The organism is Methylomicrobium sp. Wu6, assembly GCF_035916875.1.
In the GTDB taxonomy this organism is placed as follows: domain Bacteria; phylum Pseudomonadota; class Gammaproteobacteria; order Methylococcales; family Methylomonadaceae; genus Methylomicrobium.
In genome coordinates this window covers 1-26267 of the sequence record NZ_JAXUHN010000066.1, presented here as the reverse complement: position 1 = coordinate 26267, position 26267 = coordinate 1, and the positions used below count along the sequence as shown (strand labels likewise).

General features: G+C 54.4%; 20 protein-coding genes and 1 pseudogene. 10 read left to right on the top strand and 11 right to left on the bottom strand.

The genetic code is table 11. The features are described 5' to 3' along the window. Nucleotides 1-189 precede the first annotated feature (189 nt). The 8 genes and pseudogenes from U2W12_RS07780 to U2W12_RS07745 all read left to right on the top strand — a co-directional run bounded on the left by U2W12_RS07780 (nt 190) and on the right by U2W12_RS07745 (nt 8133). Nucleotides 190-1186 (top strand): annotated as a pseudogene (locus U2W12_RS07780) (IS5 family transposase). Nucleotides 1187-1262: 76 nt separating this feature from the next. After that, nucleotides 1263-2216: a chromate resistance protein ChrB domain-containing protein gene (locus tag U2W12_RS07775; protein ID WP_326500105.1), complete on the top strand. Its 954-nt coding sequence runs from the start codon at nt 1263-1265 to the stop codon at nt 2214-2216. After that, complete coding sequence (gene chrA, locus U2W12_RS07770) at nt 2213-3610, top strand: chromate efflux transporter (RefSeq protein WP_326500104.1); 1398 nt, start codon at nt 2213-2215, stop codon at nt 3608-3610. The genes U2W12_RS07775 and chrA overlap by 4 nt, the downstream gene beginning before the upstream one ends. Continuing rightward, a complete protein-coding gene (locus U2W12_RS07765; RefSeq protein ID WP_326500103.1) occupies nt 3607-4515 on the top strand; it encodes a DUF1259 domain-containing protein in 909 nt (302 codons plus the stop codon). The genes chrA and U2W12_RS07765 overlap by 4 nt, the downstream gene beginning before the upstream one ends. A 9-nt stretch (nt 4516-4524) precedes the next feature. Further along, nucleotides 4525-4980, top strand: coding sequence for a chromate resistance protein ChrB domain-containing protein (locus U2W12_RS07760; protein ID WP_326500102.1), 456 nt, complete (start codon nt 4525-4527; stop codon nt 4978-4980). Continuing rightward, nucleotides 4977-6182 carry an MFS transporter gene (locus U2W12_RS07755; RefSeq protein WP_326500101.1) on the top strand — a complete coding sequence of 402 codons (1206 nt, stop codon included), beginning with the start codon at nt 4977-4979 and terminating at the stop codon, nt 6180-6182. Before U2W12_RS07760 ends, U2W12_RS07755 begins: the two co-directional genes overlap by 4 nt. A gap of 478 nt (nt 6183-6660) precedes the next feature. Continuing rightward, nucleotides 6661-6993 carry an IS3 family transposase gene (locus U2W12_RS07750; RefSeq protein WP_326500100.1) on the top strand — a complete coding sequence of 111 codons (333 nt, stop codon included), beginning with the start codon at nt 6661-6663 and terminating at the stop codon, nt 6991-6993. Nucleotides 6994-7428: 435 nt separating this feature from the next. Then, nucleotides 7429-8133, top strand: a complete 705-nt coding sequence (locus tag U2W12_RS07745) for an SRPBCC family protein (protein ID WP_326500099.1) — start codon at nt 7429-7431, stop codon at nt 8131-8133. Between the two features lie 375 nt (nt 8134-8508). On the opposite strand, the gene U2W12_RS07740 is transcribed toward U2W12_RS07745, so the two are convergent. From U2W12_RS07740 to U2W12_RS07730, 3 genes are all read right to left on the bottom strand, one after another. Continuing rightward, a complete protein-coding gene (locus U2W12_RS07740) occupies nt 8509-9108 on the bottom strand; it encodes a DUF502 domain-containing protein (protein ID WP_326500098.1) in 600 nt (199 codons plus the stop codon). A gap of 39 nt (nt 9109-9147) precedes the next feature. Next, complete coding sequence (recJ, locus tag U2W12_RS07735) at nt 9148-10890, bottom strand: single-stranded-DNA-specific exonuclease RecJ (protein ID WP_326500097.1); 1743 nt, start codon at nt 10888-10890, stop codon at nt 9148-9150. A gap of 248 nt (nt 10891-11138) precedes the next feature. Beyond that, on the bottom strand, nt 11139-12041 hold the full coding sequence (locus U2W12_RS07730; protein ID WP_326500096.1) for a porin family protein: 903 nt from the start codon (nt 12039-12041) through the stop codon (nt 11139-11141). An 828-nt stretch (nt 12042-12869) separates the two neighbouring features. Between U2W12_RS07730 and thiO the strand changes: the two genes are divergently transcribed. Together thiO and U2W12_RS07720 are read left to right on the top strand one after the other, a co-directional pair. Further along, nucleotides 12870-13961 carry a glycine oxidase ThiO gene (gene thiO / locus U2W12_RS07725; protein WP_326500095.1) on the top strand — a complete coding sequence of 364 codons (1092 nt, stop codon included), beginning with the start codon at nt 12870-12872 and terminating at the stop codon, nt 13959-13961. A 16-nt stretch (nt 13962-13977) separates the two neighbouring features. Next, complete coding sequence (locus U2W12_RS07720; RefSeq protein ID WP_326500094.1) at nt 13978-15003, top strand: quinone-dependent dihydroorotate dehydrogenase; 1026 nt, start codon at nt 13978-13980, stop codon at nt 15001-15003. Between the two features lie 66 nt (nt 15004-15069). Here the strand turns inward: U2W12_RS07720 and pmbA are convergent, their stop codons facing one another. The 8 genes from pmbA to rlmH form a co-directional block, all read right to left on the bottom strand. Beyond that, complete coding sequence (gene pmbA / locus U2W12_RS07715; RefSeq protein WP_326500093.1) at nt 15070-16401, bottom strand: metalloprotease PmbA; 1332 nt, start codon at nt 16399-16401, stop codon at nt 15070-15072. A 76-nt stretch (nt 16402-16477) separates the two neighbouring features. Then, entirely contained in the window at nt 16478-17917 is a 1440-nt protein-coding gene (tldD, locus tag U2W12_RS07710) for a metalloprotease TldD (RefSeq protein ID WP_326500092.1), read from the bottom strand. 48 nt (nt 17918-17965) lie between these two features. Continuing rightward, on the bottom strand, nt 17966-18700 hold the full coding sequence (gene bamC, locus U2W12_RS07705; RefSeq protein ID WP_326500091.1) for an outer membrane protein assembly factor BamC: 735 nt from the start codon (nt 18698-18700) through the stop codon (nt 17966-17968). Between the two features lie 8 nt (nt 18701-18708). Continuing rightward, nucleotides 18709-19521 (bottom strand): carbon-nitrogen hydrolase family protein, encoded by an 813-nt coding sequence (locus U2W12_RS07700; RefSeq protein WP_326500090.1) that lies wholly within the window; start codon nt 19519-19521, stop codon nt 18709-18711. Between the two features lie 14 nt (nt 19522-19535). Then, nucleotides 19536-23363, bottom strand: a complete 3828-nt coding sequence (locus U2W12_RS07695; RefSeq protein WP_326500089.1) for a YhdP family protein — start codon at nt 23361-23363, stop codon at nt 19536-19538. A gap of 146 nt (nt 23364-23509) precedes the next feature. Continuing rightward, nucleotides 23510-24964 carry a ribonuclease G gene (gene rng / locus U2W12_RS07690; RefSeq protein WP_326500088.1) on the bottom strand — a complete coding sequence of 485 codons (1455 nt, stop codon included), beginning with the start codon at nt 24962-24964 and terminating at the stop codon, nt 23510-23512. Continuing rightward, on the bottom strand, nt 24957-25538 hold the full coding sequence (locus U2W12_RS07685; protein WP_326500087.1) for a Maf family protein: 582 nt from the start codon (nt 25536-25538) through the stop codon (nt 24957-24959). The genes rng and U2W12_RS07685 overlap by 8 nt, the downstream gene beginning before the upstream one ends. Then, nucleotides 25535-26005, bottom strand: coding sequence for a 23S rRNA (pseudouridine(1915)-N(3))-methyltransferase RlmH (rlmH, locus tag U2W12_RS07680; protein WP_326500086.1), 471 nt, complete (start codon nt 26003-26005; stop codon nt 25535-25537). The genes U2W12_RS07685 and rlmH overlap by 4 nt, the downstream gene beginning before the upstream one ends. Nucleotides 26006-26267: the final 262 nt, after the last annotated feature.

Below are 26267 nucleotides of genomic sequence, written 5' to 3'. Positions count from 1 at the left end.
CCTTGTTTATTATTTTCTTTGATTCTAGTCTCCAAAATTATTATTGACAAGCTTGTCGGTGATCTAACTTTGGGTGTTAGAAATTTATTTATGAAAAAATGATCACTACTTTGACACTCGACAAGGCTTTGTTGCATAAATCCGCTCGCACCCATTTTGAGTCAGGACATCCACTGGCACAGACCGCGAATGCCCAAGCCACAAACATCAAAATACCGAACCACTAACTTGGAGCGACTACAGCCAAGCGCTCAAGCGACGAGGCTCTTTGTTGCTCTGGATCGATAAGAAAATGGATTGGTTCGCGCCCGCCAATGGCAAACGCGGTCGATCCGAAACGTTTTCCGATGCAGCCATCCAGTTTTGCCTGATGGTCAAGAACCTATTCGGAATGGCGTTACGGCAAGCTACCGGCATGGTCGCCAGTTTATTGAAGCTGTCCAGCCTTGATGGCCGGCGCCGGATTACACGAGGCTTTGCCGTCGTCAGCAGCATCTGCAGGTGTATATTTCCTATCGCGCCAATCCCAATGGCTTGCATTTGTTGGTCGATAGCACGGGCGTGAAAATGTTGGGCGAAGGCGAATGGAAGACTAAGAAGCATGGGGCCGAGTATCGCCGACAATGGCGCAAGGTTCACTTGGGAAGTGATAGCCTAAAGGTCACAAGTGCCGAAACCCTGGAAATTCGGGCAATTGAAGTGACTTCTAACGGTGTTGGGGATGCCCAGGTAATGCCCGATTTACTCGCTCAGATACCTGCCGATGAAATGATTGCATCCGTCAGTGGAGATGGCGCCTACGATACTAAAGGTGGCCACAAAGCCATTGCGGAGCATGGTGCTGATGCCATCATTCCCGTGCGCAAGAACGGCAAACCCTGAAAAGAAAATACGGCAGGCGCCATAGTCCGAAATAAAACATTGCGCTCCACTCAACGGTTGGTGCGAGCCGTTTGGAAAAAATGGAGCGGTTATCATCGCCGCGGTCTGGTGGAAACAAAAATGCGTTGCTTCAAACGGCTGGGTGAGCGTGTCATGGCTCGTCGCTTTAACAGCCAAGTAGCCGAGCTGCAGATTCGCGCTGCACTTTTAAATCGGTTTTACCCAACTGGGTACAGCGGTGACGATTGCCATACCCTACATCCGCCTCAAATTTGGGGTAAGGGGAAATTTATCTGGCTTTTGATTTATGCAACAAAGCCTTGACATTTATATACGACTACTAAGTAGAATAGTAAACAAATTAGTAATATATGAACACAATGCCTAACTCATGGCTAATCCTGATTGTGAGCCTGCCGACCGCGAATGCCGCCGGGCGCATGCGCGTGTGGCGAGCGCTCAAGGCACTCGGCTGCGGAGTCCTGCGTGACGGCGCTTATCTTTTGCCCAACCGGCCGGGCTTTCGGCAACTTCTGCAGGAACAAATGGACGATGTCAAAGGCGGCGGCGGTAGCGCCCATGTGTTGGTTCTCGACAGTGAAAATGCAGGGCAGCAAACAGCCTTTACCGAGTTGTTCGACCGGTCGCCGGATTATGCGAAGCTGATCCAGACAATTCAAAACGTCGCTGCAAGTGAGCTTAACGCGGAAGATCCTGCCCGGCTTCAGCGTCAGATCACGCGGCTGCGCAAGGAGTTCGATGCCATCGCCAGCCTGGACTATTTTCCGAACGCGGCGCGGGAACAGGCGTTGATGGCTATGGAAGACCTGGAACACGCGGCAAGCGCGGTGTTGTCGCCGGACGAGCCGCATGCCGTGCAGCGCCGCATCCTACGTTTGCAGGTTAAGGATTACCAAAACCGACAATGGGCAACCCGGCAGCGGCCCTGGGTCGACCGCCTCGCCAGCGCCTGGCTGATCCGCCGCTTCATCGACCCCAACGCCAGCTTTTTGTGGCTGGCAACCCCCTCTGATTGCCCCGAACAGGCTCTCGGTTTTGATTTCGACGGGGCCGCGTTCACGCATGTCGGCGCGAAAGTCACCTTCGAAGTATTCCAGTCCAGCTTCGGACTGGCCCAGGATGCCGCGTTAAACCGTCTCGCAGGACTGGTACATTACCTCGATGTCGGCGGGATCCCCGTGCCCGAGGCAGTGGGACTGGGAACGCTGATCAGCGGCATGCGGCAACAGTGGCCCGATGACGATGCCTTGCTCGCCGAAGCCGAAAAAGTGTTCGACGCCTTTTATCAAGCCTTTTCAGGAAACGACTCATGAGCCATCTCAAGTTAACCTCTCAATCAGCGGAAGCGTCGTCTTACACCCCGTCGCCTGTCTCTTTAAGTCAAGCCTTCTGGTATTGGCTAAAGCTCGGCTTCATCAGCTTTGGCGGTCCGGCCGGCCAGATTGCGATCATGCACCAGGACTTGGTCGAGAACAAGCGCTGGATCTCGGAGCGGCGCTATTTGCATGCGCTCAATTACTGCATGCTGTTGCCCGGCCCCGAGGCGCAGCAACTCGCCACCTATATCGGCTGGCTGATGCATCGGACCTGGGGCGGGATCATCGCCGGCGGCTTGTTCATTTTGCCTTCGGTATTCGTCCTGATCGGCCTCAGTTGGATTTATCTCGCTTTCGGGCATGTGCCCGCCGTTGCGGCTGTGCTGTATGGGATCAAACCGGCGGTGACCGCGATCGTCTTGTTCGCGGCTTACCGGATCGGTTCACGGGCGCTGAAAAATGCGCTGCTGTGGACCCTGGCGGCGTTAGCGTTTCTGGCGATTTTTGCTTTTCATGCGCCTTTTCCTTTGATCGTACTGGTGGCGGCGCTTCTTGGCGCGCTGGGTGGAAAATGGGTGCCGCAATATTTTGCGATCGGCGGCGGACACGGTGCCGCCAAGGCCCACTACGGCCCTGCGTTGATTGATGACGATACCCCGACGCCGGCGCATGCCAGATTTCGCTGGACACGGTTATTGATCCTCTTGCTAGTCGGCCTCGTGCTTTGGGCCGGCATTATCGGCGTGTTGTGCGCGCGCTACGGCTGGAACGGGACCTTGACGCAAATGGGCTGGTTTTTCACCAAGGCGGCCCTCTTAACGTTCGGCGGCGCTTATGCGGTGCTGCCTTATGTCTATCAAGGGGCGGTCGAGCATTTACAGTGGCTGACTCCCGAACAAATGATCGACGGCCTGGCGTTGGGTGAAACCACGCCGGGACCGCTGATCATGGTCGTGACCTTCGTCGGCTTTGTCGCCGGCTGGACAAAAGCGCTGTTTGGTCCGGATCAGTTATTTCTCGCGGGAGCCACAGGCGCTTTCATCGTCACCTATTTCACCTTCCTGCCGAGCTTTCTGTTCATTTTGGCCGGCGGCCCCCTGGTCGAATCCACCCACGGCAATCTGAAGTTCACCGCGCCGTTGACCGGCATTACCGCCGCCGTCGTCGGCGTCATTCTGAATCTTGCAGTCTTCTTCGCTTACCACGTGTTCTGGCCGCAAGGCTTCGCCGGCCATTTCGATGGTCTGGCGGTATTGATCAGTGTTTCTGCTCTGTTGGCCCTGTTGCGCTTCAAGGCCGGCGTGATTCCGGTGATCGCCGCCTGTGGCACCCTAGGATTTCTGGTCACTTTAATCAAACCCTGGTTGGCCCAGGTAGGAGTTTTGCTATGAAGACGATGCGTTACTCTCAAGTTTTTGCTTTGTTATGTCTTGCCTTAACCCTCAGGCCAAGCTCAGCTCAGGCAGAATCCAGCCGTGCGGAACTGGATACTGCCAAAATAGAGCAACTGACCGGCATCAAAGGCAAGCTGGATACGGCCGAGCAGGTTTTTAAGGTCAGCACGCCGCGAAGCGATCTCAAGGTCACCGTGGCTGGCGTCAAAATGACCCCGCCCATGGGATTTACTTCGTGGGCGGCTTTTCAACCGGCCGGCAATCAGGTCATGGTGATGGGCGATCTGGTCTTGCTGGAGGATCAGGTCAATCCGGTGCTGAGCACAGCGCTGGATAACGGCATTGAGGTCACCGCTCTACACAATCATTTCCTTTGGGATTCACCTAAAGTCATGTTCATGCATATTGGCAGCCTTGGTGACACGGAAAAAATGGCGGCAGGCGTCGGCAAGATTTTCGAGGAATTAAAGAAAACCAGCGGCAAGGCGCACGCAGCGCACAAGTCCTTTTCGATCACCAAGACTTCACTCGATCCGAAAGTGATTGAAGCGATTATCGGCGCCCCTGTCGAAAAGACCGGCGAAGTCTATAAAGTGACGATCGGCCGTTCGACCAAGATGCATGAGCACGAGGCCGGCAAGGCCATGGGTGTCAATACTTGGGCCGCCTTTGCCGGCAGCGATCAAAAAGCGATTGTGGACGGGGATTTTGCGATGCTGGAAAGCGAAGTGCAAGGCGTGCTGAAGGCCTTGCGCGGCGCGGGCATCTCGATCACCGCGATTCATAACCACATGATCGGCGAATCGCCAAAAATCTTTTTCCTGCATTATTGGGGAACCGGATCCGTCAAGGAATTGGCGCAAGGCATTAAATCCGCCCTTGATACGCAAGCCAAATCCTAAGGAAGCAACATGAAATGGGTTACCCGTGAACGCCCGAAGATTGACCGCATTGCTTGTCCTTGGCTGATCGCCCGGTTTATCGATCCGGAACCCGAGTTTCTCTATGTGCCGGCCGGCGAAGTCCTTCGGGTGGCGGCCGAAACCGGCGCTACGCCCTATGACATTCCGGATGTCGAGTTGGGCCATCACGGCGACCATTGCAGTTTCGATGCCGTCCTCGCGAAATACGCGCTCCACGATCCCGTCCTGGCCCGGCTGGCGGTGATCGTGCGCGCTGCCGACTGCAAGCAGCCGGAGTTGGCGCAGGAGGCGGCCGGGCTAGTGGCGATCTCGCTAGGCCTGTCCCTGAATTTCACCGACGACCATGCGATGCTCAAACAGGGTATGGTCGTCTATGATGCGCTGTATGCCTGGTGCCGTGGCGCGCCTTTAGCGGAGGCAGCGCGCTTCCCGCCGAGTTTGTGATCAGCCAATGGCTTCTGCCCGACGGCATAAACCGGACGGTGCTGCCCCTCCTGATCGGGCGGTCATTACGCGCGTTCGCGGACGGTTATGTAGCGGTACTGCTGCCTGTCTATTTGCTGGCACTGGGCTTTCAAACCTGGGAAGTGGGTGTTTTGGCAACGGCAACCTTGCTGGGTTCTGCCCTGACGACCTTGGCGGTCGGTGCGTGGGGCCACCGCTTCCCTTCTCGCCGTCTGCTGCTCGGCGCGGCGCTGCTGATGACCTTCACCGGCTTCGCCTTCTCTACAGGATCGGCTTTTTGGCCGCTGCTCCTGATCGCTTTCATCGGCACCCTCAATCCGAGTTCCGGCGATGTGAGTCTGTTTCTGCCTTTGGAACACGCCCGTCTGGCGGAGGCGGCTCAAGGCACGACGCGCACCGCGCTGTTCGCCCGTTATAGCCTGCTGGGCGCCTTGTTCGCGGCCGTGGGGGCATTAGCTGTAGCGTTGCCGGATCATCTGGTCCCGCTTTTCGGCGTGAGTCGGATCGAGGCCATCCGGGTGATGTTCATCTTATACGGGCTCGTGGGGTTCTCGGTGTGGCTGCTCTACCTCCGATTGCCCGAGTCCCATGTGGAAGACCCGCAGCCACCGAAACCGCTGGCTGCTTCGCGCGGCGTGGTGCTGAAACTGGCCACGCTCTTCTCGGTCGATGCTTTTGCCGGCGGCTTGGTGGTCAACTCGCTGCTTGCCCTCTGGCTTTTCCAGCGTTTCGGCTTATCGCTGACCACCGCCGGCACGTTTTTCTTCTGGGCCGGCCTGCTGACCGCCACGTCCCAGCTGGTTGCGCCACTGTTGGCCAAACGGATTGGCTTGCTGAACACGATGGTGTTCACGCATATCCCGGCCAATCTGTGTCTGATCGGGGCGGCGTTCGCCCCTGGCCTCGAAACGGCGCTTGGACTGTTGTTGCTACGCGCACTGCTATCGCAGATGGACGTTCCGGCGCGGGGCGCCTTCGTGATGTCCGTCGTGACGCCCGAGGAAAGAACGGCCGCCGCCAGTTTTACCGCCGTGCCCCGCAGCCTCGCCTCGGCGGTCAGCCCGTCGCTGGGCGGGGCGCTGTTCGCCGCCGGCTGCTTGGCTGCGCCGCTGGTGGCTTGCGGGGTATTGAAAATTGCTTATGACTTGGCGTTGTGGAAGGCTTTTCAGCGCTTCAAGTAAAAAGCGCTCATTGCGTTCTTTACCCTCTTTTACGCATGTCCATGATCGGCAACCGGTTTGCGTAAAATCGGCGCGACAAGCGCAATCGCTATAGCCGCGGTTTAAAGAGCAAGCCTTGGAACGGGCGAAACGGGATGGCGTGCCGCAAGTCGCGAAGGATTTAGGCATAGCGCAATCGATGTTGTATGGATGGCAAGCCAAGAGCCGGCAAACGGGCCAATCCTTCGAAGATCAAAAGCTATAACCAGCGGAACTTGCGCGACTTAAACATGAGAATGCACGCCTGGAAGAAGAGGTCGCATTTTTAAAAAAAGCGGCGTACTTCGCGAAGCAACCCCGGTCGACTGCATGGATGCGGGAGGTAGGGCACCGCAGGAGCGGTTGCCGAGAAGTACGCCATGATTCAGCAACATGAACAACAATTTTCAGTGGATTTGATGTGCCGCCTCTTGGCAGTTTCGCGGAGCGGTTATTATCAATGGAAAAACGCCCGCCCTCGAAACGCAGTCAAACACGGGAGGCATTGGCAGCCGAAGTGCAACGGGTTTTTGAGGATGAAAAAGCGCGCGCCGGTTCGCCCAGAATTGCCAAGCGCCTGAACGATGAAGGCCATCGTGCCAGTCGGCATACCGTCGCCAAGATCATGAAAACCCAAGGTTGGCGTGCCAAAGCCCGTAAAAGATACAAAGCCACAACCCATAGCAATCACACCTTACCGGTAGCGCCCAACCTGTTGGCCCAGAACTTTGAAGACGATGATGCCCCGGATCAGAAATGGGTAATGGTTGCCTCCTCCATAACGATTTATTGACCTACTTCGACAAATAAATCATTTCAACTTTTAATGCAGACATAGCTTTTTTTTACCTGTGTTTTATGCCGCCTTCTTATGACATAAATAAATCTTTTACAATATATATATTGCATAAGTATAAATTTCATTGTAAACTTTTACCAAGTGGAGCTTCTTTGTTATTAATCCTACCGGTTGATAACCGATTATCTCTTCATGAACAAAAGAACTCCAGTTCCTTAGCAAATTATCTTGCTAAGGTCTAACCCTACTGGGGCAACATTAGAGACGGCCAGGAGAAAATTATCGATTGGCTTAATTGAGAAGTCGTCGCCAAATCTTCATATACAAATTTTTATCGCAAAATTCGAGGGTTTGCTCAACAAACATTTTAAAAATGTTGAATTAAATAGAAGCTTCAGTTAAAGCTTGCTTTATAGAGAGGCCATAAAAATGATTAAAATAGCTATTTTAATTTGCTGTTTGTCAGTCGGCATTTCGACGATCCGTGATTTCTGGATAAGCCCTTTCGCCCTTTTCGGGAAGAGATGGCAAACGGGATGCTCTCCTTTTTCAAAAATGCGCACAATTTGTCCGCCCCGAAGATCGGCGTGGCTGCTCCTGGTCGCGATCGGTCTTCCCTTGGCAGGTCATGGCGCCGAGGTTCTGAACAGTTCGGTCACCCTACAGCAGGGCCGGTATATGATGCACTCGGAAACCCTTATTCGAGCCCCCGTGTCGAAAGTCCGAGATCTTCTCATGGATTATAAAAATATTCCTCGACTCAACTCGGATATCAAGCAGTTAGATTCCGTTGAATACCTTAATGATGGCGGAATTAGAATGGGGGTTAAATCGGCCTTTTGCATTCTGGCCATCTGCCTGCGCTTCGATTGGATCCAGGATGTCCGGCTTCTGCCCAGTGGAGACATTACCATGACCATTGTGCAAGGAGGGGGCGATTTCCGGCAGGGAAATGGCCTCTGGCGCCTGCTTCCGGATGGCGCTAGCACTCGGTTGATATACGATGTCGATCTGACGCCGAAAAATCGGATTCCGTTGGTATTCGGTTCATTGTTTATAAAACAAAAACTTTCCGAGGAGTCTTTTGAGTTCGCCCAAGGACTGGAAAAGATGGCAAAATCGAATTGCTATTAAGTGGCCAGCAGAAAATCCGTTTGCGTTACCTGGGTAGCGTAACCCATTGATTTATCGAATTACGATTGCAAACGAACTTCTTGCGAAGCACTTAATTCATCTTATTTGGTTTCAGACGATTATAGGGCTATGGGATATGCCGATGCGAAGGGGCATCAGTCGCTGGATGCTCCGAAGCGATCGCGCAAAAATGGCAGATCGAACTCCATACCCATTCCGGGGGCGGGCATGATTTGACCCTGGATGACAACGAATGGGTCGTGACAGAAATCGGCGGCTGCTCAACACCCCCGAGACCGCCTGATTTTGGCGCCAAAGGGATGACGATCCGCAACGCGCTACGCGGCCTCCTGTAATCCCTCCGCGCCCCGATCATTAGCTTAGCTTGGAAAGTTTTTCGAATTCTTCCTTTTGCAGCAAATCCACGCCGACACTGACGATAAAACTGGTTACGCCTTCAATATCCAAAGCCGATTTGACGACCTTGGACTGATGCACCACGATCGTAAAACCGGATGTTGGGTTCGGCGAAGTCGGTACATAAACCACTAGCATTTCACCGACTTGATTGGTCACATAACCCGGCACCCACAGCCCCTCCTTCGGATATTCGAGAAAAACGATGTCTTTCGGCACGCTTTTTTCTTGACTGCCGAACATATTCACCAATTTTTTGCTAACCCGGTAAATCGTTCTGATCATCGGAATCCGCTCGATCAGCCGCTCAACCTGGTGCAATACCCAGAGTTTTTCGAAAACCGTGATTCTAAAACCGATATAGGCAATTGCAACAAAAGAAATGGTGAAAGCCAGAAAAGTAATGAAGATATTGTTTGAATAGCCATAAATATCGATAAAGAAACCCTTCAGAAAGGATTCCAAAAACACCAACACTTGCAGTACGATTACAATCGGTAACAGCGCCAAAATACCGACGATAAAATATTTGATACTTGATTTAATAAAATTGATCATGTTTTCTCCTCAACACATCTTTATTAACAGGCAACTTTGTCAGGCGATTTTTTCTAAATACTGCACAATCAACTGCACGCTGCGGTTGCCCCTGAATTCATTGATATCCAGTTTATAGGCTGCCTGACACGATCTGAGACCGAGCCATTGTTCGGGATGATCAATAAAAAATGCGATCGCATCGATCAACATGCCGCCGGCGTTTTTCAAGACCAGTTTCAAATGTTTCTGACCAACGATACTGGCCTGCACCACATCGAAGACGCCGTGGAAAATCGGCTCCGGAAAGCCCTGCCCCCACGTCGCGGCACTTTGCAAAAGCTCGGCAAATTCGACGGTCATTTCCAGCTCGCCGAGTTCGCCATCCGAAAGGACTTTTTGCTCCAGATCGACTGCATCGAGACGCTTCCGCACCATTTCATCGAACGCCAGCGCAAACGGCGGGTAATCGTGCATGGCAATGCTCATGCCGGCCGCCATCGCATGCCCGCCGAATTTGCTGAGCAAATTCGGATGCGCCGAGGCGATGTCGCTGAGCACATCGCGGATATGAATGCCCGGTATCGACCTTGCCGAACCTTTGATCTGATCCTTGCCCGCCGGCGCGAACGCGATCACCGGCCGGTGCAGACGGTCCTTGATCCTCGATGCCAGAATACCGATCACGCCCTGATGCCAGCTCGCATCGAACAGACAAACGCCGGCGGGCAGGCGGCTTTCATCGAGCGCACGCATCTCATTCAGCAGCGACATCGCCTCATGCTTCATCTGGCCTTCGATTTCCTTGCGGCCGTTATTCAAATCATCCAGTTGCAAAGCCATCTGCCTGGCCTCTTCCGGATTATCGCTGAGCAGACATTGAATCCCCAGCGACATATCGTCCAGACGGCCCGCCGCGTTCAGACGCGGCCCCAGCGCAAACCCCAGATCGGCGGCGTTCAGCGCGGCCGGTTTGCGGCCCGACACCTCGGCCAGCGCATGGATGCCGGGATGCGCCTTGCCCATCCTTATTCTGAGTAAGCCCTGATGCACCAGTGTCCGGTTGATACGGTCGAGTTCGACCACATCCGCGACCGTGCCTAAAGCGACATAATCGAGCAACTGGCCGAGATTCGGATCGGGCAAGCCCTTGGCCTGAAACCAGCCGGTCTCCCGAAGCCGGCTTCTGAGCGCCAGCAGACAATAAAACATCACGCCGACCCCAGCCAGCGCGCCGCTGGGAAATTTGTCACCCGGCAGATTCGGATTCACGATCGCATCGGCGGCCGGCAGTTCATGCCCCGGCAGATGATGGTCGGTGACCAACACCTTGATGCCGGCCTGTTTGGCGACTTTGACGCCGTCGATGCTGGAAATGCCGTTATCGACGGTGATGATCAGATCGGGTTTTTCCCGCTTGACCAATTCGACGATTTCAGGCGTCAGGCCATAGCCGTACTCAAAGCGATTGGGCACGACAAAGCGGACCCGTTTGGCCCCGAACAATCGCAGTCCCTTGATCGCGACGGCGCAACTGGTCGCGCCGTCGGCATCGAAATCGGCCACGATCACAATTTTTTGATCCTGTTCCAGCGCGGTGATCAGATGCGCGACCATTTTTTCGATACCAGACAAAAGCCACGGCGACGGCAGCTTGGCCAACGAACGATCGAGATCATCGGGCGAGACCACGCCCCTTGCCAAAAGAATGCGCTCGAGCAAAGGATGCAGACCATCGATAGGCAGGTGTTTTTGAGCAACGGGGCGCCGGATGATGGTTTTTTTGATGCCTTGATGGTACATGCGATGGAGGGATATAACGATTTTAAGGGTTGATACGGGAAGCCATTATAGCGTTAAAAGATCGTACCGATACCACCGGGTTGCGCATTCCGGCCAAGGCAGCCATGCATCAATAGGGCGAACCGGCGTCTGAAATGAGTTGAAAGTGCACTATTTACCGTGTTTCTCAATCGGCAAATATTTTAAGCAAAAAAAAAGGAGGGCTTTCTAAGCCCTCCTTTTTGAACAACCGGTAAATCCAGGTATTTTTAGAAACCAAAACCAATATAGCCGCCGGCAGTAAGACCATTGGTGTTCACGCCATCAACCGAACCTAGGGCCTGATGCCAGCGGGCATCAGCGCCTACGTAGATGCTTTTCCACAAATTATAATCCGCACCGGCGCCAAACTGCATGCCCGGATTCAATACGGTAATTGCATCGGATGGCGGGCTGATTATAGACAATTCAAATCCGACAGGAATAATCCAAGGTCTAAATTTGTTACCCTTCAGGAATTTGATTTTCGGGGAAGCCGCTAAAGACAACTGATTGACAGTAGCGCTCTGCGTATTGGCGACAGGAAGGTCTACACCTAAACTAGCCAATACCGCAGTCTCTTGAGGAGATAGACCGTTTGCTTTCTTGGTTCCAAGCTCCCGGTAATCGATCAGCAATTCAGCCAAAAGTTCGGTGTTGTCCATCAAGCCGAACAGATCGTCGTTGATGCTGAAATCGAAGCCAGCGCCGAAATACCAAGCGTCATGACCACCGATTGAGCCAACGGTAGCGCCAAAAGGAGCTTCGCTTCCCGAAGGATCCAATGTACCGCCTCTCTTTTGTTCGTAACGCGCATAACCGCCGCGGAAGAAAGCCATGTTGTCTTTGGTTTCGACTTTAACAGGAGCCGATTTGACTTGCTGCATCCATTGATCCAGCTCTTGAACTTTTTCACAGTTGTCGCAACCAGGCTTGTTGACCTCGGCGCGCAAACTGGCCAATTCGTTTTGAACCGCTTGCAATTGCGCTTCCAGGGCATCGGCTTTGTTGCTTGCTGCTTCTGCAATACGCTCCGCCTTTGAAGCAGCCAATGCCTCCGGAGCGGCGATAGCGCCCGCCAAGGTCAAAGCCGCCGCCGCGATCACGCCGGTTGTATGAATTTTCTTGCTCATTTGATTCCCCCTCATGAGGTTGTAATTTTACAAAATTTTGCTTTGAAACAACAAAGCAGATCTTACGAGATTAATCATAGCAATAATATTGACTCATTACAAGCTTTTGTGATATTTTTTTTACATATAAAAAACAATTGGTTATAACACAATGCCAAGCAAAATGTGATGACTGTATGATTTAAACAACAAAGATTGAAATAAATTTTTTACCCCGACAACTTCTTTTTTAGAGCTTATTCCGCTCAAATATTCAGCGAAAAAGTAAGTGCTAATACACTAACGGTCATTGCCGAACCCCGCAATGTTGCTTACAAACAACAATCATCGAAAAAATGCTTCCCTTTCTAAATTTGGCATCTTGCTGAAATCCGGCGTTTTCGGTCCAATCGGCATCCAGTTTTTTCAGCGGTATCATCTACCGCACTACCAAATTCACAAACCGAAAGATCAATATCATGATAAATTAGCCAGCTTTCTGAATGAGAAAAGCGTTATTTTTTGCCCATCTTAAATTCTTTTTTGTCATATTTGAAACTAGCGCGTCGCGCTCGTCGGAAAGCGGATCGACAACATGGATCCCACGTCTAAAGTGGCGACCCATGGACAGAGGTAGGGCAACGCAGAAGCAGTTGCCGAATCCATGACCGCGGAAGGTAGCCTCGTACCCGATCCCTGGAACTTGGATTTTGCCTCCTGTGTCTTGTGAGCAATGCCGGAATGTCGACGCTTATCGCAATCTGACTTAGCGGAATTAAGCATTCCAACATTTTTACCTGACATCCTTATCATCGACACCCCCGGATCACTTCCACTCCCCATTTGTTCATGACCCGATACTCCGACATCACCCTCATCGGCGGCGGCATCATAGGCCTGCTAACAGCAAGAGAACTGCATCAGGCCGGCGTCCGCGTCACCCTGATCGAAAGAAACCGGATCGGCCAGGAATCTTCCTGGGCTGGCGGCGGTATTTTGTTACCTTTATATCCTTGGCGGCAGCCGGATGCGATTTCCCGATTGGTGATCCGCAGCCTCGCATTGTATCCGTCCTTGGCGGAACAGCTTATCAGAGATACGCAACTGGACCCTGAATGGACGCCTTGCGGTTTGCTGATCTCCAAAAACCCTGATATACAAGCCGCAATCCGTTGGTGTAAAGATTATTCGATTCGTTACGAAACGCCCGGACTGGCATTTTTCAATGAATTGAACACGCAACCTGAAAATCCGCTCTGGCTGCCTTATATTGCCCAAGCCCGCAATCCCCGACTGGTCAAATCGCTCAGGCAAGATCTGGGCGACAAAGGCGTCAGGATCATCGAAGAGTGCGAGCTGAAATCGGTTTACACGCATCAACACCGGATTACCGAAATCGATACCGCGCAAGGCAAGTTTCCGGTTGAACAGTTGATCGTCAGCGCCGGCGCCTGGACAGGCCAACTGTTTACGCGTTTATTCCCGATTCCTGCCCCGGACATCGTGCCGGTCAAAGGCCAGATGCTGCTGTTTGACGCGAAACCCGACACGCTTCGGCACATGGTGCTCGATGAGGACCGTTACCTGATTCCGCGCCGCGACGGCAAGATTCTGGCCGGCAGTTCGGTCGAACATGATCAATTCGATAAAACGCCGTCAGCCGAAATACATGACAAGCTGAAGAATTTTGCGTTGGCGTTGATGCCGTCGTTGAAACGATTTCCGATCATCAACCACTGGGCGGGCCTCAGGCCGGGCACCGAGCACGGCGTACCCTATATCGGCCGCCATCCCGAAATTGAGAATTTGTTTATCAACGCCGGGCATTTCAGAAACGGTCTGGCGATGGGACCGGCTTCGGCCGAACTACTCGCCGACCTGATCCTGAACCGCACGCCGCGCGTCGCCCCGGAGCCTTATCAATTTTCCAGCCTGCATTAACTTGACTTTGTACAGCATGAATCTTTACCCTTTATTGCGTCCGTTACTTTTCAAGCTGAATCCCGAAACCGCGCATGGCGTCACGCTGAAACTGCTCGACATAGCTTCCGCCTCGGGCGTCAGCCGCCTGCTTTATCCCGAAATCAAGGCCAAACCGGTCGAGGTGATGGGGTTGACCTTCAAAAATCAGGTCGGGCTCGCGGCCGGCCTCGATAAAAATGGCAATCATATCGCTGCCTTGGCGGCGCTCGGCTTCGGTTTTATCGAAATCGGCACGGTCACGCCGCGTCCGCAGCCGGGCAATCCGCAGCCGCGTTTGTTCAGACTGCCCGAACATCAGGCGATCATCAATCGCATGGGCTTCAACAATCTGGGCGTGGATCATCTGGTCGACCAAGTCCGCCAAGCCGATTACAAGGGCATTCTCGGCATCAACATCGGCAAGAATTTCGATACGCCGATCGAGCAGGCAGTCGATGATTATCTGATCGGATTCCGCAAGGTCTATGCCTCGGCCAGCTATGTCACGATCAATATTTCCTCGCCGAATACAAAGAATCTGCGCCAGTTGCAGCAGGGCGACGAGCTCAAGACCCTGCTGTCGGCGTTGAAGGAAGAACAATTCAAACTGGCCGAGACCCACCTGCGCTACGTGCCGGTCGTCGTCAAAATCGCGCCCGATTTAAGTGATGAACAGATTATGCAGATTTCCAGATTACTGGCCGGCTTCGCGATCGACGGCGTGATCGCGACAAATACCACACTGGACCGGGATAAAATCGCCGGGCACCCGCTGGCAAGCGAAGCGGGCGGATTGAGCGGCGCGCCGGTCAAACACAAATCTACGCATGTCGTGCGCGGACTGTCGGCGGAATTGAATGGCCGCTGCCCGATCATCGCGGCGGGAGGAATTTTAAGCGCGGACGATGCGGAAGAGAAAATCGCGGCCGGGGCTAGTTTGGTGCAGATTTATAGCGGGTTGATTTATCAGGGACCGCGGTTAATTGCGGAGTGTGTGAAGCGGTTGAATGCGGCGCGGTAGGCCAAAAGATCGAACCCAAGGTAGGGAAGAAACGCGTAGCGCATCCACCCTACCTCTTTTGCGGGATTATTCCCCCGCGATCGACATCCGTTCAATCAGTATCGAACCGGTGCGGACATTGCCGCGTAGATCGACATCATTGCCGACCGCAACGATGTGCTTGTACATGTTCTTCAGATTGCCGGCGATCGTGATTTCCTCGACCGGATACTGAATCTTGCCGTTTTCAACCCAGAAGCCGGCCGCACCGCGCGAATAATCCCCGGTGACCATGTTAACGCCCTGCCCCATCAATTCGGTCACGAGCAGACCGGTATCCAACATCTTCAGCATCCCCTGAAAATCCAAAGCGCCCGGGTCGATGATCAGGTTGTGCACGCCGCCGGCGTTGCCTGTGCTCCTCATGCCGAGCTTCCGGGCCGAGTAGGTGCTCAGCACATAGCTGCGGACAATGCCATTGCTAACGATGTCATGCGGACGGGTCGCTACGCCTTCGCTGTCGTAGACCGCGCTGCCGAGCGCGCCGATCAGATGCGGCTGTTCGTGGATATGGATGAATTCCGGAAAGATTTGCGTGTCGAGCGAATTCAGCAGAAACGAGGATTTTCGGTACAGCACGCTGCCGCTGATTGCGCCGATAAACGAACCGAGTAGGCCGGACGCGACCTCCGCCGCATACAGCACAGGACACTGCCGTGGACTCAACGAGCGCGCGCCGAGCCGTCTCAACGTGCGTTGCGCGGCTTTTTGGCCGACATGGATGGCCGATTCCAGATCCAAGGGATTCCGCGCGACGCTGTACCAGTAATCGCGCTGCATGTTGCCGCCGCGTTCGGCCAGGACCGAACAGCTCAACGAATGCCGTGTGGTCATCGCGCCATGCAGAAAGCCAAGCGTATTGCCCAACACATGGACGCCCTGATGCGTATTGATGCTGGCCCCTTCCGAATTGCTGATTTCGGGATCGTAGCCGCGCGCGGCATCCTCGCACTCGATCGCAATCGCGATCGCGGCTTCCGCATCGATAGCCCAGGGATGATTCAGTTGGAGATCGGGAAACTCGGTTGCCAACAGATCCCGTTCGGGCAATCCGGCATAGTCATCGGCATTCGTGTAGCGGGCGATGCTACAAGCGGCCGCGACGGTATCTTTGATCGCTTCGGGAGACAGATGCGTGGTACTCGCGGAGCCCTTGCGCTGACCGAAATAGACCGTCACGCCAAGACCCTGATCGCGGTGATGTTCGATCGTTTCGACATCGCCCATCCGGGCCGTCACCGACAGGCCGTTTTCCTGGCTGAGGCCCGCTTCCGCGGTGCTGGCGCCCTGCCTGATCGCCTCGTCCAGCAAGGACTGGACGATCGCCTTCAATTCGTTGAGTTGATCCTGATTTTGCAAAATATGAGACTCTTTGAGATAGTCGTCGGGTTACGCTACGCTTTTATGCCCTTTAGAGTAAACCCGGCCTACGGGATTAAACACTGGTGCCACCGACGGTCAAGCCGTCGATTTTCAAAGTCGGCTGGCCGACGCCGACCGGCACGCTCTGCCCTTCCTTGCCGCAGGTACCGACGCCCGAATCCAGTTCCAGATCGTTGCCGACCATCGATACACGGGTCAATACGTCCGGACCGTTGCCGATCAAGGTGGCGCCTTTGACCGGGCGGGTGATTCGGCCGTTTTCGATCAGATAGGCTTCGCTGGCGGAAAAGACGAACTTGCCGGAAGTAATATCGACCTGGCCGCCGCCGAAGTTTTTCGCGTAAATGCCTTTTTCGACGCTGCGAATGATTTCCTCGGGATTGTGCGGGCCGGACAGCATGTAGGTATTGGTCATTCTCGGCATCGGCGCATGCGCGTACGATTCGCGGCGGCCGTTGCCGGTCGGCTTGACACCCATCAGACGCGCATTCATCTTGTCCTGCATGTAGCCTTTCAGGATGCCTTTTTCGATCAGCACCGTTTGTTCGGTCGGCGTACCTTCATCGTCGATGCTCAACGAGCCGCGGCGGCCCGGCAAGGCCCCGTCGTCGACTACGGTACATAACTCGGAGGCAACCCGCTCGCCGACCCGGCCGCTGAACGCGGAGGTGCCCTTGCGATTGAAATCGCCTTCCAGGCCGTGACCGATCGCTTCATGCAGCAGAATTCCTGGCCAGCCCGGTCCCAATACGACGGTCATATTGCCGGCCGGCGCATCGATTGCTTCGAGGTTTACCAAGGCCTGACGGACCGCTTCCCGTCCGTAACCGAGCGCTCGATCCTGTTCGATGAAATAGCGGTAATCGTTACGCGCCCCTCCACCCATGCTGCCCTGTTCGCGGCGACCGTCCTGCACGACGATGACCGTCACGTTCATCCGTACTAAAGGCCGCACATCGGCGGCCAGCGAGCCGTCCTGACCCGCGACCAGGATATGGTCATGGACGCCGACCAGGCTGACGATCACTTCTTCGATCCTGCTGTCCAGCTTGCGCGTCTCGCTTTCAACCCTCTGCAACAAGTCGATTTTCTGCCGATCTTCAAGCGATTTGACCGGGTCGATCGGCGCGTAGTAAGACGGCCATTTAGCCGGCAGGGTCAACCCCGCGCTTGCATTTTGCCCCTGGCGCACGATCGCCTTCACATTATGCGCCGCCTCCAACAAGACCGGCAGTTCGATTCGATCGCTGTAAGCAAAGCCGGTCTTGTCGCCGGACACAGCGCGCACACCGGCGCCCTGCGCGATATTATGGCTGCCTTCTTTGATGATGCCGCCTTCCATGACCCAGGATTCGGCGCGAGTGGATTGAAAATAAATATCGGCCGCATCCGCCTTGGAAGAAAGCAGGCGGCTCATGATCATATCGATTTCGCTTTCGGTAATACCGGAAGGCCTCAAGATGGCCTGTTTGGCCAGGGTAATTAATGCCATCAAAACGGTTCAGTTGGATTAAAAGAACACACGGTCAATGCCGAGTCATCAGTTTTCACGCAAGTCGTCCTTCAACGTCAAATAGAGTGATCTTAACAATTTATCGACGCCATCAGTCGGTTTATCCGCATCGGCGGCATCGCTGACATCAGCGGCAACGGCTTCTTCGTCATCATGATCGGTCCGCTTCCGGTACTCCGCATCCTTGACCGGAACGGCAGTCACTTTCGTTGCCGAGCCTTCGGCCGTCAGCGCCAGCATATAGCCTTGCTTGGCATAATCGTCACTGAACAAACCGACCGATTTTTCGATGAACGAGCCGTGTTCGGAGGTATAGCTATCCGCATCATAGCTGACATAAAATTTACCCTTGTCGTGCTCGAGGTCGGTCACTTCGATACCGCTTTGGATAAGCGCCCGTTTCAGTGAATTCCAGGCCACGTCGAAGGGCTGTTTGATTGTCAATGCCAACGGCCTCGCGCCGCTGATCGAGACCACCCCATCGCCCAGGCCTTTCTTGGCCTTCGGCTCAGCATCTTCCTGGTCCTCACCCGAGGTTGAGGCAGCATCTTCCTTATCTTTACTGGAGGTTGATGCGGCATCTTCCGGCAACTTTTCCGCTTCGGCCTTTTCAGGCCCTTCCGCATCAGCCGCCGCTTCTTGTTTCTCGACCACCAATGTCGGCGGCTTCTCGAGCGCCGAAGTGTCCCGATAGCGCGAGCCGTCGGACGTGCAGGCCGCCAGCAACGCACACGAAAAAAAATAGCTGAAACGCAGCCGCATGCCCTTACCTAAATGAATCGACGGTGTTGTAAAACAGGAAACGCCGTGCGGACTTTTTCGAGGCGTTCCAGATCAATTTCGGCCGCGACAAAGCCACCGCCGGTTTTATAGCAATCCAGCACCATGCCCCACGGATCGACAATCATGCTGTGCCCGAAGGTCTTGCGGCCGTTCAAATGAAAGCCGCCCTGATTCGGCGCGATAATGTAGCATAGGTTTTCGACCGCGCGGGCGCGCAACAGAAGTTCCCAGTGCGCGGCGCCGGTCTCGGCGGTAAAAGCCGAAGGAATCACCAGAATTTCCATGCCCATCCGCGCCATCTCCCGGAAAAACTCCGGAAAACGCAGGTCATAACACACCGCAACACCCATCCTGCCGAACGGGGTATCGAAAACCAACGGATAACCGCCGGCCTCGATCGAGTCGGACTCTCGATAGACTTCGTTGGTGCCGGGCACACTGACATCGAAAAGGTGCATCTTGTCATAGCGCGCAACCCGTTCGCCGCGTTCGTTATAGATCAAACAGGAGGCTCTGACCTTATTGTCGGCATCGCCGGCGATAGGCATCGTGCCGCCGACGATCCAGACGCCATATTTCGCGGCGGTCTCGGATAAAAAATATTGTATCGGCCCGTGACCGTCGACTTCCTTGATACGGATTTTGTCCAATTCATGTTCGCCCATCAGCGCAAAATTTTCCGGCAGCGCGACCAGCTTCGCGCCGGCTTTTGCCGCTTCCGCGATCAGCTTCTCGGCTTCCAGCAGGTTGGAGCCGACATTGGGACTGGACGCCATCTGTATGGCCGCACATTTACTCATTCATTCCTCTCTCGTTATTTTTTATTTTTCAGCAGCGAAGGAAAGTCGGTGATTCCGCTCCAGGTTTTCTGCAGCAATCCTTCCCTTTCGTGTATTGCGTGAATCTCCGCATTACCCCAACCGCCTTTGACCAGATATTGCGAGCCGAAAAAAAAGCCTTCATGCTCGGTTCCGGTGATCGTTTTATCGATCAATGCCGCGAACTTGCCCATAATTGTACCAGCAATGGGCACCGCATCGGCACTTTTTGGGGCCACGTTCACGATGTGATCGACGGTCCGATTCACAAAATCGGTTTGTCCGCTGATTGAAATTTTGGCCGGCACCGCGTCGACGATCAAATCATCGGTCACCGCCTTGCCGTTTCCAAGATTGAAACGCCCCTTGATACTGTTGAAAGTCAGGCCTTCCTGATACACATCGCTGAAATCCAGTTGCAGACGCTTGAGCCACTGCGCCATCGCGAGAATGCCAAGCACCCGCCCGAAGCCGGGCTCGATGCTCAGGATGCGTCCGCTCTTGAAATCAACATCAGCGAAGCCTTGTAAATCCGCCAGCGCAAACCGGTAAGGCGGCGCCTGCCAATTCAGGCCGAAATCGACCACACCGCTGGTATCGGTCAAATCCTTGCTGATGCCGAGACGGTCAAACAGCTCGCCGCCATTGATCAGTTCCAGACGACCCTTGGCTTGGGTTTGCGAATTACCGCCCGTAATCTTCCAGTCGCCGGTCAGCGTCAATTTCTGATCCTTGCCCTGCAATACGAAGCGGTCGAACAGCAAACCGCCGGGAATGCGTTCGGTATTCATCGCAAAGCGGCCCAAATCGACCTCTTTCCAGAAGGTTTTCTCGCTGGTGACCGAAAGCAACGGGAAATAATCGGATACGCCGTCCCGGCCGCCCTTTTCCATTTTGATGTTCGCCAGCGCGGATACATCGAGCCGGTCCAGCTTCAAGTCGATCCTGTCGAGCCCGCTCAAGTCGGCCGGCAGCTTGACCCGGCCATTAAGAATCGGACTATCGATCCTGCCTTCCCAAAACGTTCCAGCGCGCTGCAAATTCAGATTGAAGGGGCCCAGTTCGGCCTGTTGCCAGAAACCCTGATCGCCATGCACATTGAGCTGCCTGATCTCTACTTTTGCGCCATGCTCCGATGTCTCTGCGCCGGCCATTTTGATCCAGTCCTCCAATTGCAATTTTTCACGATTGATTTCCAGCTTCAAGCCGGGCTCGCTACGCTGTTCTGCCTTGCCAGCGCCCAATAATACATGTCCGGATTCGATAAGCTGTTTGTTTAAATCGATTTTGAGTGCCGCGCTAAAATCGTCGCCATAGCTCAGTTCGACCGGCAAAATATTTTTATCGGTCAAATCGAACGCCAACATCAAGGACCTTCGTTGTTTTGCCGGCTTTGCCAACATATCCGGCAAATCGAGCTGCACGCCGTCCAGATCGGACCGGATCGACAAAATCAGCCTGCCTTCCGGATGCGGCAAGCGTAAGGCCAGTTGATAAGCCGTCTCCCCTTGCGCAAAATCGAGCCATGGCATCCCGAATTGAGCACGCAGATCGCCAATGTCAACACGCCCATCGACATTCAACCGGGTCTGCTGATCGACAGTTTCAAGACTGACCTTGACCGGGTGATTCAGCATATCCGCGCCGAGATTTTCTCCGTACATTCCCTTATCGTCGAATTTGATCCTTCCTCTTACCTGCCGGACCGGCAAATCCGGAGATTTCAGGCGTAACTCGGCATTTTCGAAGTGCGCGGTCACATCGGTTTTGTATTGGCCTCCCTGCCGCATCGGAATTTGCAGATCCAGATCAATTTTGGCATTGCCTTGAGGTGTGGCCACCTGCAATAACGCATCCGCACGCGCGGCCAACGGGGAGTTTTGGACGAATTCGAGCGCCTGGCTGATTTTGCCTTCCAGCTTGCCATTGACCTGCAGATTTGCGGTAGCATTCAGGTGCGGAATATCGACATCCACTTTATTCACCGTCACGCCGTACGACGAGCCTTGTCGCACAGCCGCCTTCAAGCCATCCTGATTAAAAACGACTTCCGCCGACGCGCCGGTCAAATTCGGCCAGTCCGGCAGATAGGCAAGCTCCATGTTTTCGGTATCGAATATGGCTTCGAAAACGCCATTGGTATCGGTAAACGGAAAATCGGCTGGATTACCGTGCAGCAGAAGTCGGCCCTTCGGAACGTTGCCCTGCACAAACGCATGATCAAGCCAGTCCACCACATCGGGCCGCATGATTCTGGCCGGCAAATAGCGGCTGACCGCCTTCATGTCGGCGCAGGAAAACACGCCCTGCAAATCGATGAACGGAAGACTGCCATCCGCGTTCGGAACAGCAAGATGCAGCCGAGTTTGCACATTTAACCCCTGCGACTCCAGCATTAGCAAAGGGCTGTCGACGGACCAGGCATCATCCGTTTGCAGCCATTGCACAATGCCGTGCACACGGTCGAGCGGCAGCGGTTGGCGGAACAGATCCGGCGCTCTGAACACTGCATCGTCACTGGCAATAACGAGCGTTCCCCGCCCGCGATTGCCTTGAATCCGCCCGGATAGATTCTCGAAACCGGGCAGCCTATCCGACGCGGCGATACCGACATGACTGAACCCGCCATTGACCGACAGTGATTGTTGATCGGTATCCGCAAACAACGAAAAATCCCGAAGCTCGCCTTTCAGACCGGTATCTCGTAAAAATTGCCCCGTGACATCGTCAGGCGGCAACAAAAACCGCCCCAGCAACGCAGCTTCCTGTATATCCAGGCGCTCGGCGTACAGTGCGATCTGCCGCATCGCTTTCTCCGCATCGCCCGCGCCTTTGACACTGAATACCGCATCCGGCCAGATTTTGATCTCGCCGCCGTTCTGCGTCGTCAGTCGGAATTCATCGATATCCAGTCGCCAGTGCTTTTCACTCAACTTCAACTGAAACCGGCTTTGCAGTTGTCCGGCCGCGAATGCACCCAGCCCGGGCTGCTTCAATTTCAAATCATGGATTTTGACCTGCCCCGCCACCGCAGTCGCTTGCTCCTGCTGCCAATCGCTCCAGATATTCAGGTCGCCGCGCCCGGACGCCAAGGTGATCGCCAGCGGCAAGTCGAGCGTGACCCATTCGGGTAGATTCAGACTTTTGCCTTCGATATACGCGCGGCCCTGGAGCGATTTTAAATCGAACATATCCCCGGTAAAATCCAGCGACACCCGGAGTGACTTGCCGAATTTCTCCGGTAACCGCATCAGCACGTTGATACGATGATGCTCGTTCTCGTTGATCAGAGCCAAATCGGCCGACTCGAAAGTCAACGGCCTTCCCCGTCTTTGCGCGTCCTGCCAGGTAATGTCGCTGTCGATGACTTCATATTTGCCGGTTTCGAGCAGCCACAGCGGATTGCCTTCACTCGCATTCAATCCGGCGATGCTCAATTTACCGTCGCTATTGCGTTTGACTGTCAGCTTCGCACCCACCAGCGTGACCCAGGACGACGCCAAAAGCTCTCGTTTGAGAACCGCTTGCAGTAAATGAATGCCGAGACGGATTTCTTTCAGTTCGATCGCATTTTGCCTTCTTGCGGTAACCGAAGCGATGTCAATATCGTTCAACACGATCTCTGGACTGAAACCTCGCATGCGCGCACCAAGCTTGCCGATTTTTACCGGCGCGCCGACCATCATACCGACCCGCGCCGCCAACCGGGCCTTATAACCTTCGACACTGGTCAAGACCAGACGCACGCTGGTCATGCCCAACGCGGTAACGATCAGGCTCCAGAAAATCAGGTGCCGGGTGGCTCTGGTAATATGGTGGATCATGAAAAAAGCGGGTTCAGGAAACAGAGTTCAAAGGCTATTGCCGTCAACAAGGGGTAAAAATAGCGGATCGATTTTACTTGGGATTTGGTAAGGCCGGATCACGCCGCTAACCCGGCCGCAACTGCGCATCCCCTTGAAGCCTGGGCCTACAACAAAACCACATCATACTGTTCCTGATTATATTCGGACTCGGCGCGGAACTTGATCTGTACGCCGAGAAACGCTTCGAGTTCCGCAAGCATGTCGGCTTCTTCGTCAAGCAGCATTTCGACAACTTCGTTCGAAGCCAGAACGAGCAATTGCTTGACCTTGTATTGCCTGACTTCGCGAATGATTTCCCGAAAGATTTCGAGGCAGACCGTCTCCGGCGTTTTCAAAACGCCGCGGCCGCCACACGCCTTGCAGGGTTCGCAAAGGATGTGTTCGAGACTTTCCCTCGTCCTCTTGCGGGTCATTTCGACCAAACCGAGCACAGAGACTTCGGAAATCTTGGTTTTCGCGTGATCCTTTTCCAGATGACGTTCGAGCGCCTGCAACACCTGCCGCTTGTGTTCGTCGCCCTGCATGTCGATGAAGTCGATGATGATGATGCCGCCGAGGTTGCGTAGCCTGAGCTGTCGGGAAATCGCCTGCGCCGCTTCGAGATTGGTCTTGAAAATCGTTTCTTCGAGGTTGCGACCGCTGACATAGCCGCCGGTATTCACATCGACGGTGGTCATCGCTTCGGTCTGATCGAACACCAGATGACCGCCGGACTTCAACTTGACCTTGCGGTCCAACGCTTTTTGAATCTCGCTTTCGACATTGTAGATTTCGAACACCGGGCATTCGCCCGTGTAGTGCTCGATCACCGGCACGATTTCGGGCACGAACACCTCTGCGAATTCAACCAGGCGGTGATAGGTCTCGGTCGAATCGACCCGCACCCGGTCGATGCCTTCTTTATACAAATCGCGCAGTGTTCTGACGCTGAGCGGCAAGTCCTTGTGGATGAACTGTTTTGCCTTCGCACCGGCAATTTTCGCCGAAATCGCGCCCCAGAGTTTTAGCAAAAAGGTCATATCGGCGATCAGCACCACTTCCTCGACACATTCGGCGGCGGTCCGGGCAATAAAGCCGCCGCAATGATGCTCCTGGCGAAATGCCTCCAGGCAGGCTTTCAGACGCAGCCTTTCCTCCTCGCACTCGATCCGGTGCGACACGCCGGAATTGTTCGCGTAAGGCATATAGACCTGATAGCGCGACGGAATCGAAATTTCGGTGGTTAACCTCGCACCCTTGCTGCCGATCGGGTCCTTCACCACCTGAACAACGATATGCTGGCCTTCATACAGATAATGCTCGATATTTTCGGAACCTTTTTTTTCAAGCTCCTTGCTGGACAAGTCGGAAAGATGCAAAAACGCGGCCCGAGGCAAGCCGATATCGACGAATGCCGCCTGCATGCCCGGCAGCACTCGGCAGACCTCGCCCTTGTAGATATTGCCGACAAGCCCCCGCTGCCGGGTGCGCTCGATGATCAGTTCCTGCAGGATGCCGTTTTCGATAACCGCAACGCGCGTCTCGGGCGGCGTCACGTTGATTAAGATTTCTTCACTCATGTAATATTTGGATGCCTTGTTGTAAGAGAAGTTCGGCGGTTTCGAACAAGGGCAGACCGACCACGCCGGAAAAACTGCCCTCAATCGCTTGCACGAACACGCTGCCGAGTCCTTGGATTGCATAACATCCGGCTTTGTCGGCCGGCTCGGTGGTCGCCCAGTAGGCCAACATTTCCTGTTCGCTGATCTCTCTGAAAGTCACCTCGGTCACGCTCAGCGCCTCGCCGTGCGTGCGTCCCCGCAGCGAGACCGCGCTCATAACCTGATGAGTTTGGCCGGACAATCGATGCAGCATCGCCAGCGCATCGACCTTGTCCTTCGGCTTGCCCATGATGCGGCCATTCAAGATGACCGCCGTATCCGCCCCCAGCACCGGCAATCCTCTATGCGCCGATAAGCGGTGACAGACTTCCGACTTTTCGGCCGCGATTCTCCGCACATAGTCCACCGGCGCCTCATTGACCTTCGGGGATTCGTTGATGTCGACCGGCCAGACCTCGTAAGCGATGCCGATCTGATCCAAGAGTTCCCTTCGGCGCGGCGAGGCCGATGCAAGAATGATTTGGGCTTTCATCCGCGATGGTAGGGGTGGTGGTTCAGAATGCTCCAGGCACGATAGAGCTGTTCGGCCACGACGATCCGCACCAAAGGGTGAGGAAAGGTCAGATTCGACAAACACCAGGATTCGCGCGCCGTTTTTTTGACTGCATCGGCCAGACCCTCCGGTCCGCCGATCAGCAACGCGACATTCCGGCCGCCTTCGAGCCAGTGTTTTAAAGTCACGGAAAGTTCCGGTGTGGACCAGGGCTTGCCGGCCAAATCGAGCACGACCGGATGACAATTCGTCGGCATCGCCGCCAGCATCCGGTCGCCTTCGTCCTTTACGATCCGGGCAACATCACAGTTCTTGCCGCGGTTGCCCGGCGCAATTTCCTTCAAAATTAATTCGCATTCCCGCGGAAGTCGCTTCGCGTATTCGTCGTAGCCTTGCTGTACCCAAGAGGGCATTCGGTTTCCTATCGAGATCAGATGTATTTGCATCGACGCAGGATACCGACAAGCCGCGCTTGATGCAATGCGCAGCTTGCAATAACAGCAATTCCGGTCGATGGCCCGATTCGGCGTATTATGCCGCACAGATTCGGATGCCTGGATATATTGATCATGATAGGCGCCCCTTACATCAATGCCGTTAAGTTAAGAAGAAAGCTCCCTCTCCTGCTGGAGAGGGTTGGGGTGAGGAGGATCAAAAATAAGGAAAAATACTTTATTTTGATCCCCTCATCCCAGCCTTCTTCCGAAG

Excerpts from the sequence above, each read along its gene's own strand:
- U2W12_RS07750 (WP_326500100.1), top strand. The coding sequence starts at position 6,661 with ATGGAAAAACGCCCGCCCTCGAAACGCAGTCAAACACGGGAGGCATTG.
- U2W12_RS07765 (WP_326500103.1), top strand. The coding sequence starts at position 3,607 with ATGAAGACGATGCGTTACTCTCAAGTTTTTGCTTTGTTATGTCTTGCC.
- U2W12_RS07700 (WP_326500090.1), bottom strand. The coding sequence starts at position 19,521 with ATGAGTAAATGTGCGGCCATACAGATGGCGTCCAGTCCCAATGTCGGC.
- U2W12_RS07695 (WP_326500089.1), bottom strand. The coding sequence starts at position 23,363 with ATGATCCACCATATTACCAGAGCCACCCGGCACCTGATTTTCTGGAGC.
- U2W12_RS07685 (WP_326500087.1), bottom strand. The coding sequence starts at position 25,538 with ATGAAAGCCCAAATCATTCTTGCATCGGCCTCGCCGCGCCGAAGGGAA.
- tldD (WP_326500092.1), bottom strand. The coding sequence starts at position 17,917 with ATGGCATTAATTACCCTGGCCAAACAGGCCATCTTGAGGCCTTCCGGT.
- U2W12_RS07760 (WP_326500102.1), top strand. The coding sequence starts at position 4,525 with ATGAAATGGGTTACCCGTGAACGCCCGAAGATTGACCGCATTGCTTGT.
- thiO (WP_326500095.1), top strand. The coding sequence starts at position 12,870 with ATGACCCGATACTCCGACATCACCCTCATCGGCGGCGGCATCATAGGC.
- rng (WP_326500088.1), bottom strand. The coding sequence starts at position 24,964 with ATGAGTGAAGAAATCTTAATCAACGTGACGCCGCCCGAGACGCGCGTT.
- bamC (WP_326500091.1), bottom strand. The coding sequence starts at position 18,700 with ATGCGGCTGCGTTTCAGCTATTTTTTTTCGTGTGCGTTGCTGGCGGCC.
- recJ (WP_326500097.1), bottom strand. The coding sequence starts at position 10,890 with ATGTACCATCAAGGCATCAAAAAAACCATCATCCGGCGCCCCGTTGCT.
- U2W12_RS07730 (WP_326500096.1), bottom strand. The coding sequence starts at position 12,041 with ATGAGCAAGAAAATTCATACAACCGGCGTGATCGCGGCGGCGGCTTTG.
- U2W12_RS07775 (WP_326500105.1), top strand. The coding sequence starts at position 1,263 with ATGCCTAACTCATGGCTAATCCTGATTGTGAGCCTGCCGACCGCGAAT.
- U2W12_RS07745 (WP_326500099.1), top strand. The coding sequence starts at position 7,429 with ATGATTAAAATAGCTATTTTAATTTGCTGTTTGTCAGTCGGCATTTCG.
- chrA (WP_326500104.1), top strand. The coding sequence starts at position 2,213 with ATGAGCCATCTCAAGTTAACCTCTCAATCAGCGGAAGCGTCGTCTTAC.
- U2W12_RS07740 (WP_326500098.1), bottom strand. The coding sequence starts at position 9,108 with ATGATCAATTTTATTAAATCAAGTATCAAATATTTTATCGTCGGTATT.
- U2W12_RS07720 (WP_326500094.1), top strand. The coding sequence starts at position 13,978 with ATGAATCTTTACCCTTTATTGCGTCCGTTACTTTTCAAGCTGAATCCC.
- rlmH (WP_326500086.1), bottom strand. The coding sequence starts at position 26,005 with ATGCAAATACATCTGATCTCGATAGGAAACCGAATGCCCTCTTGGGTA.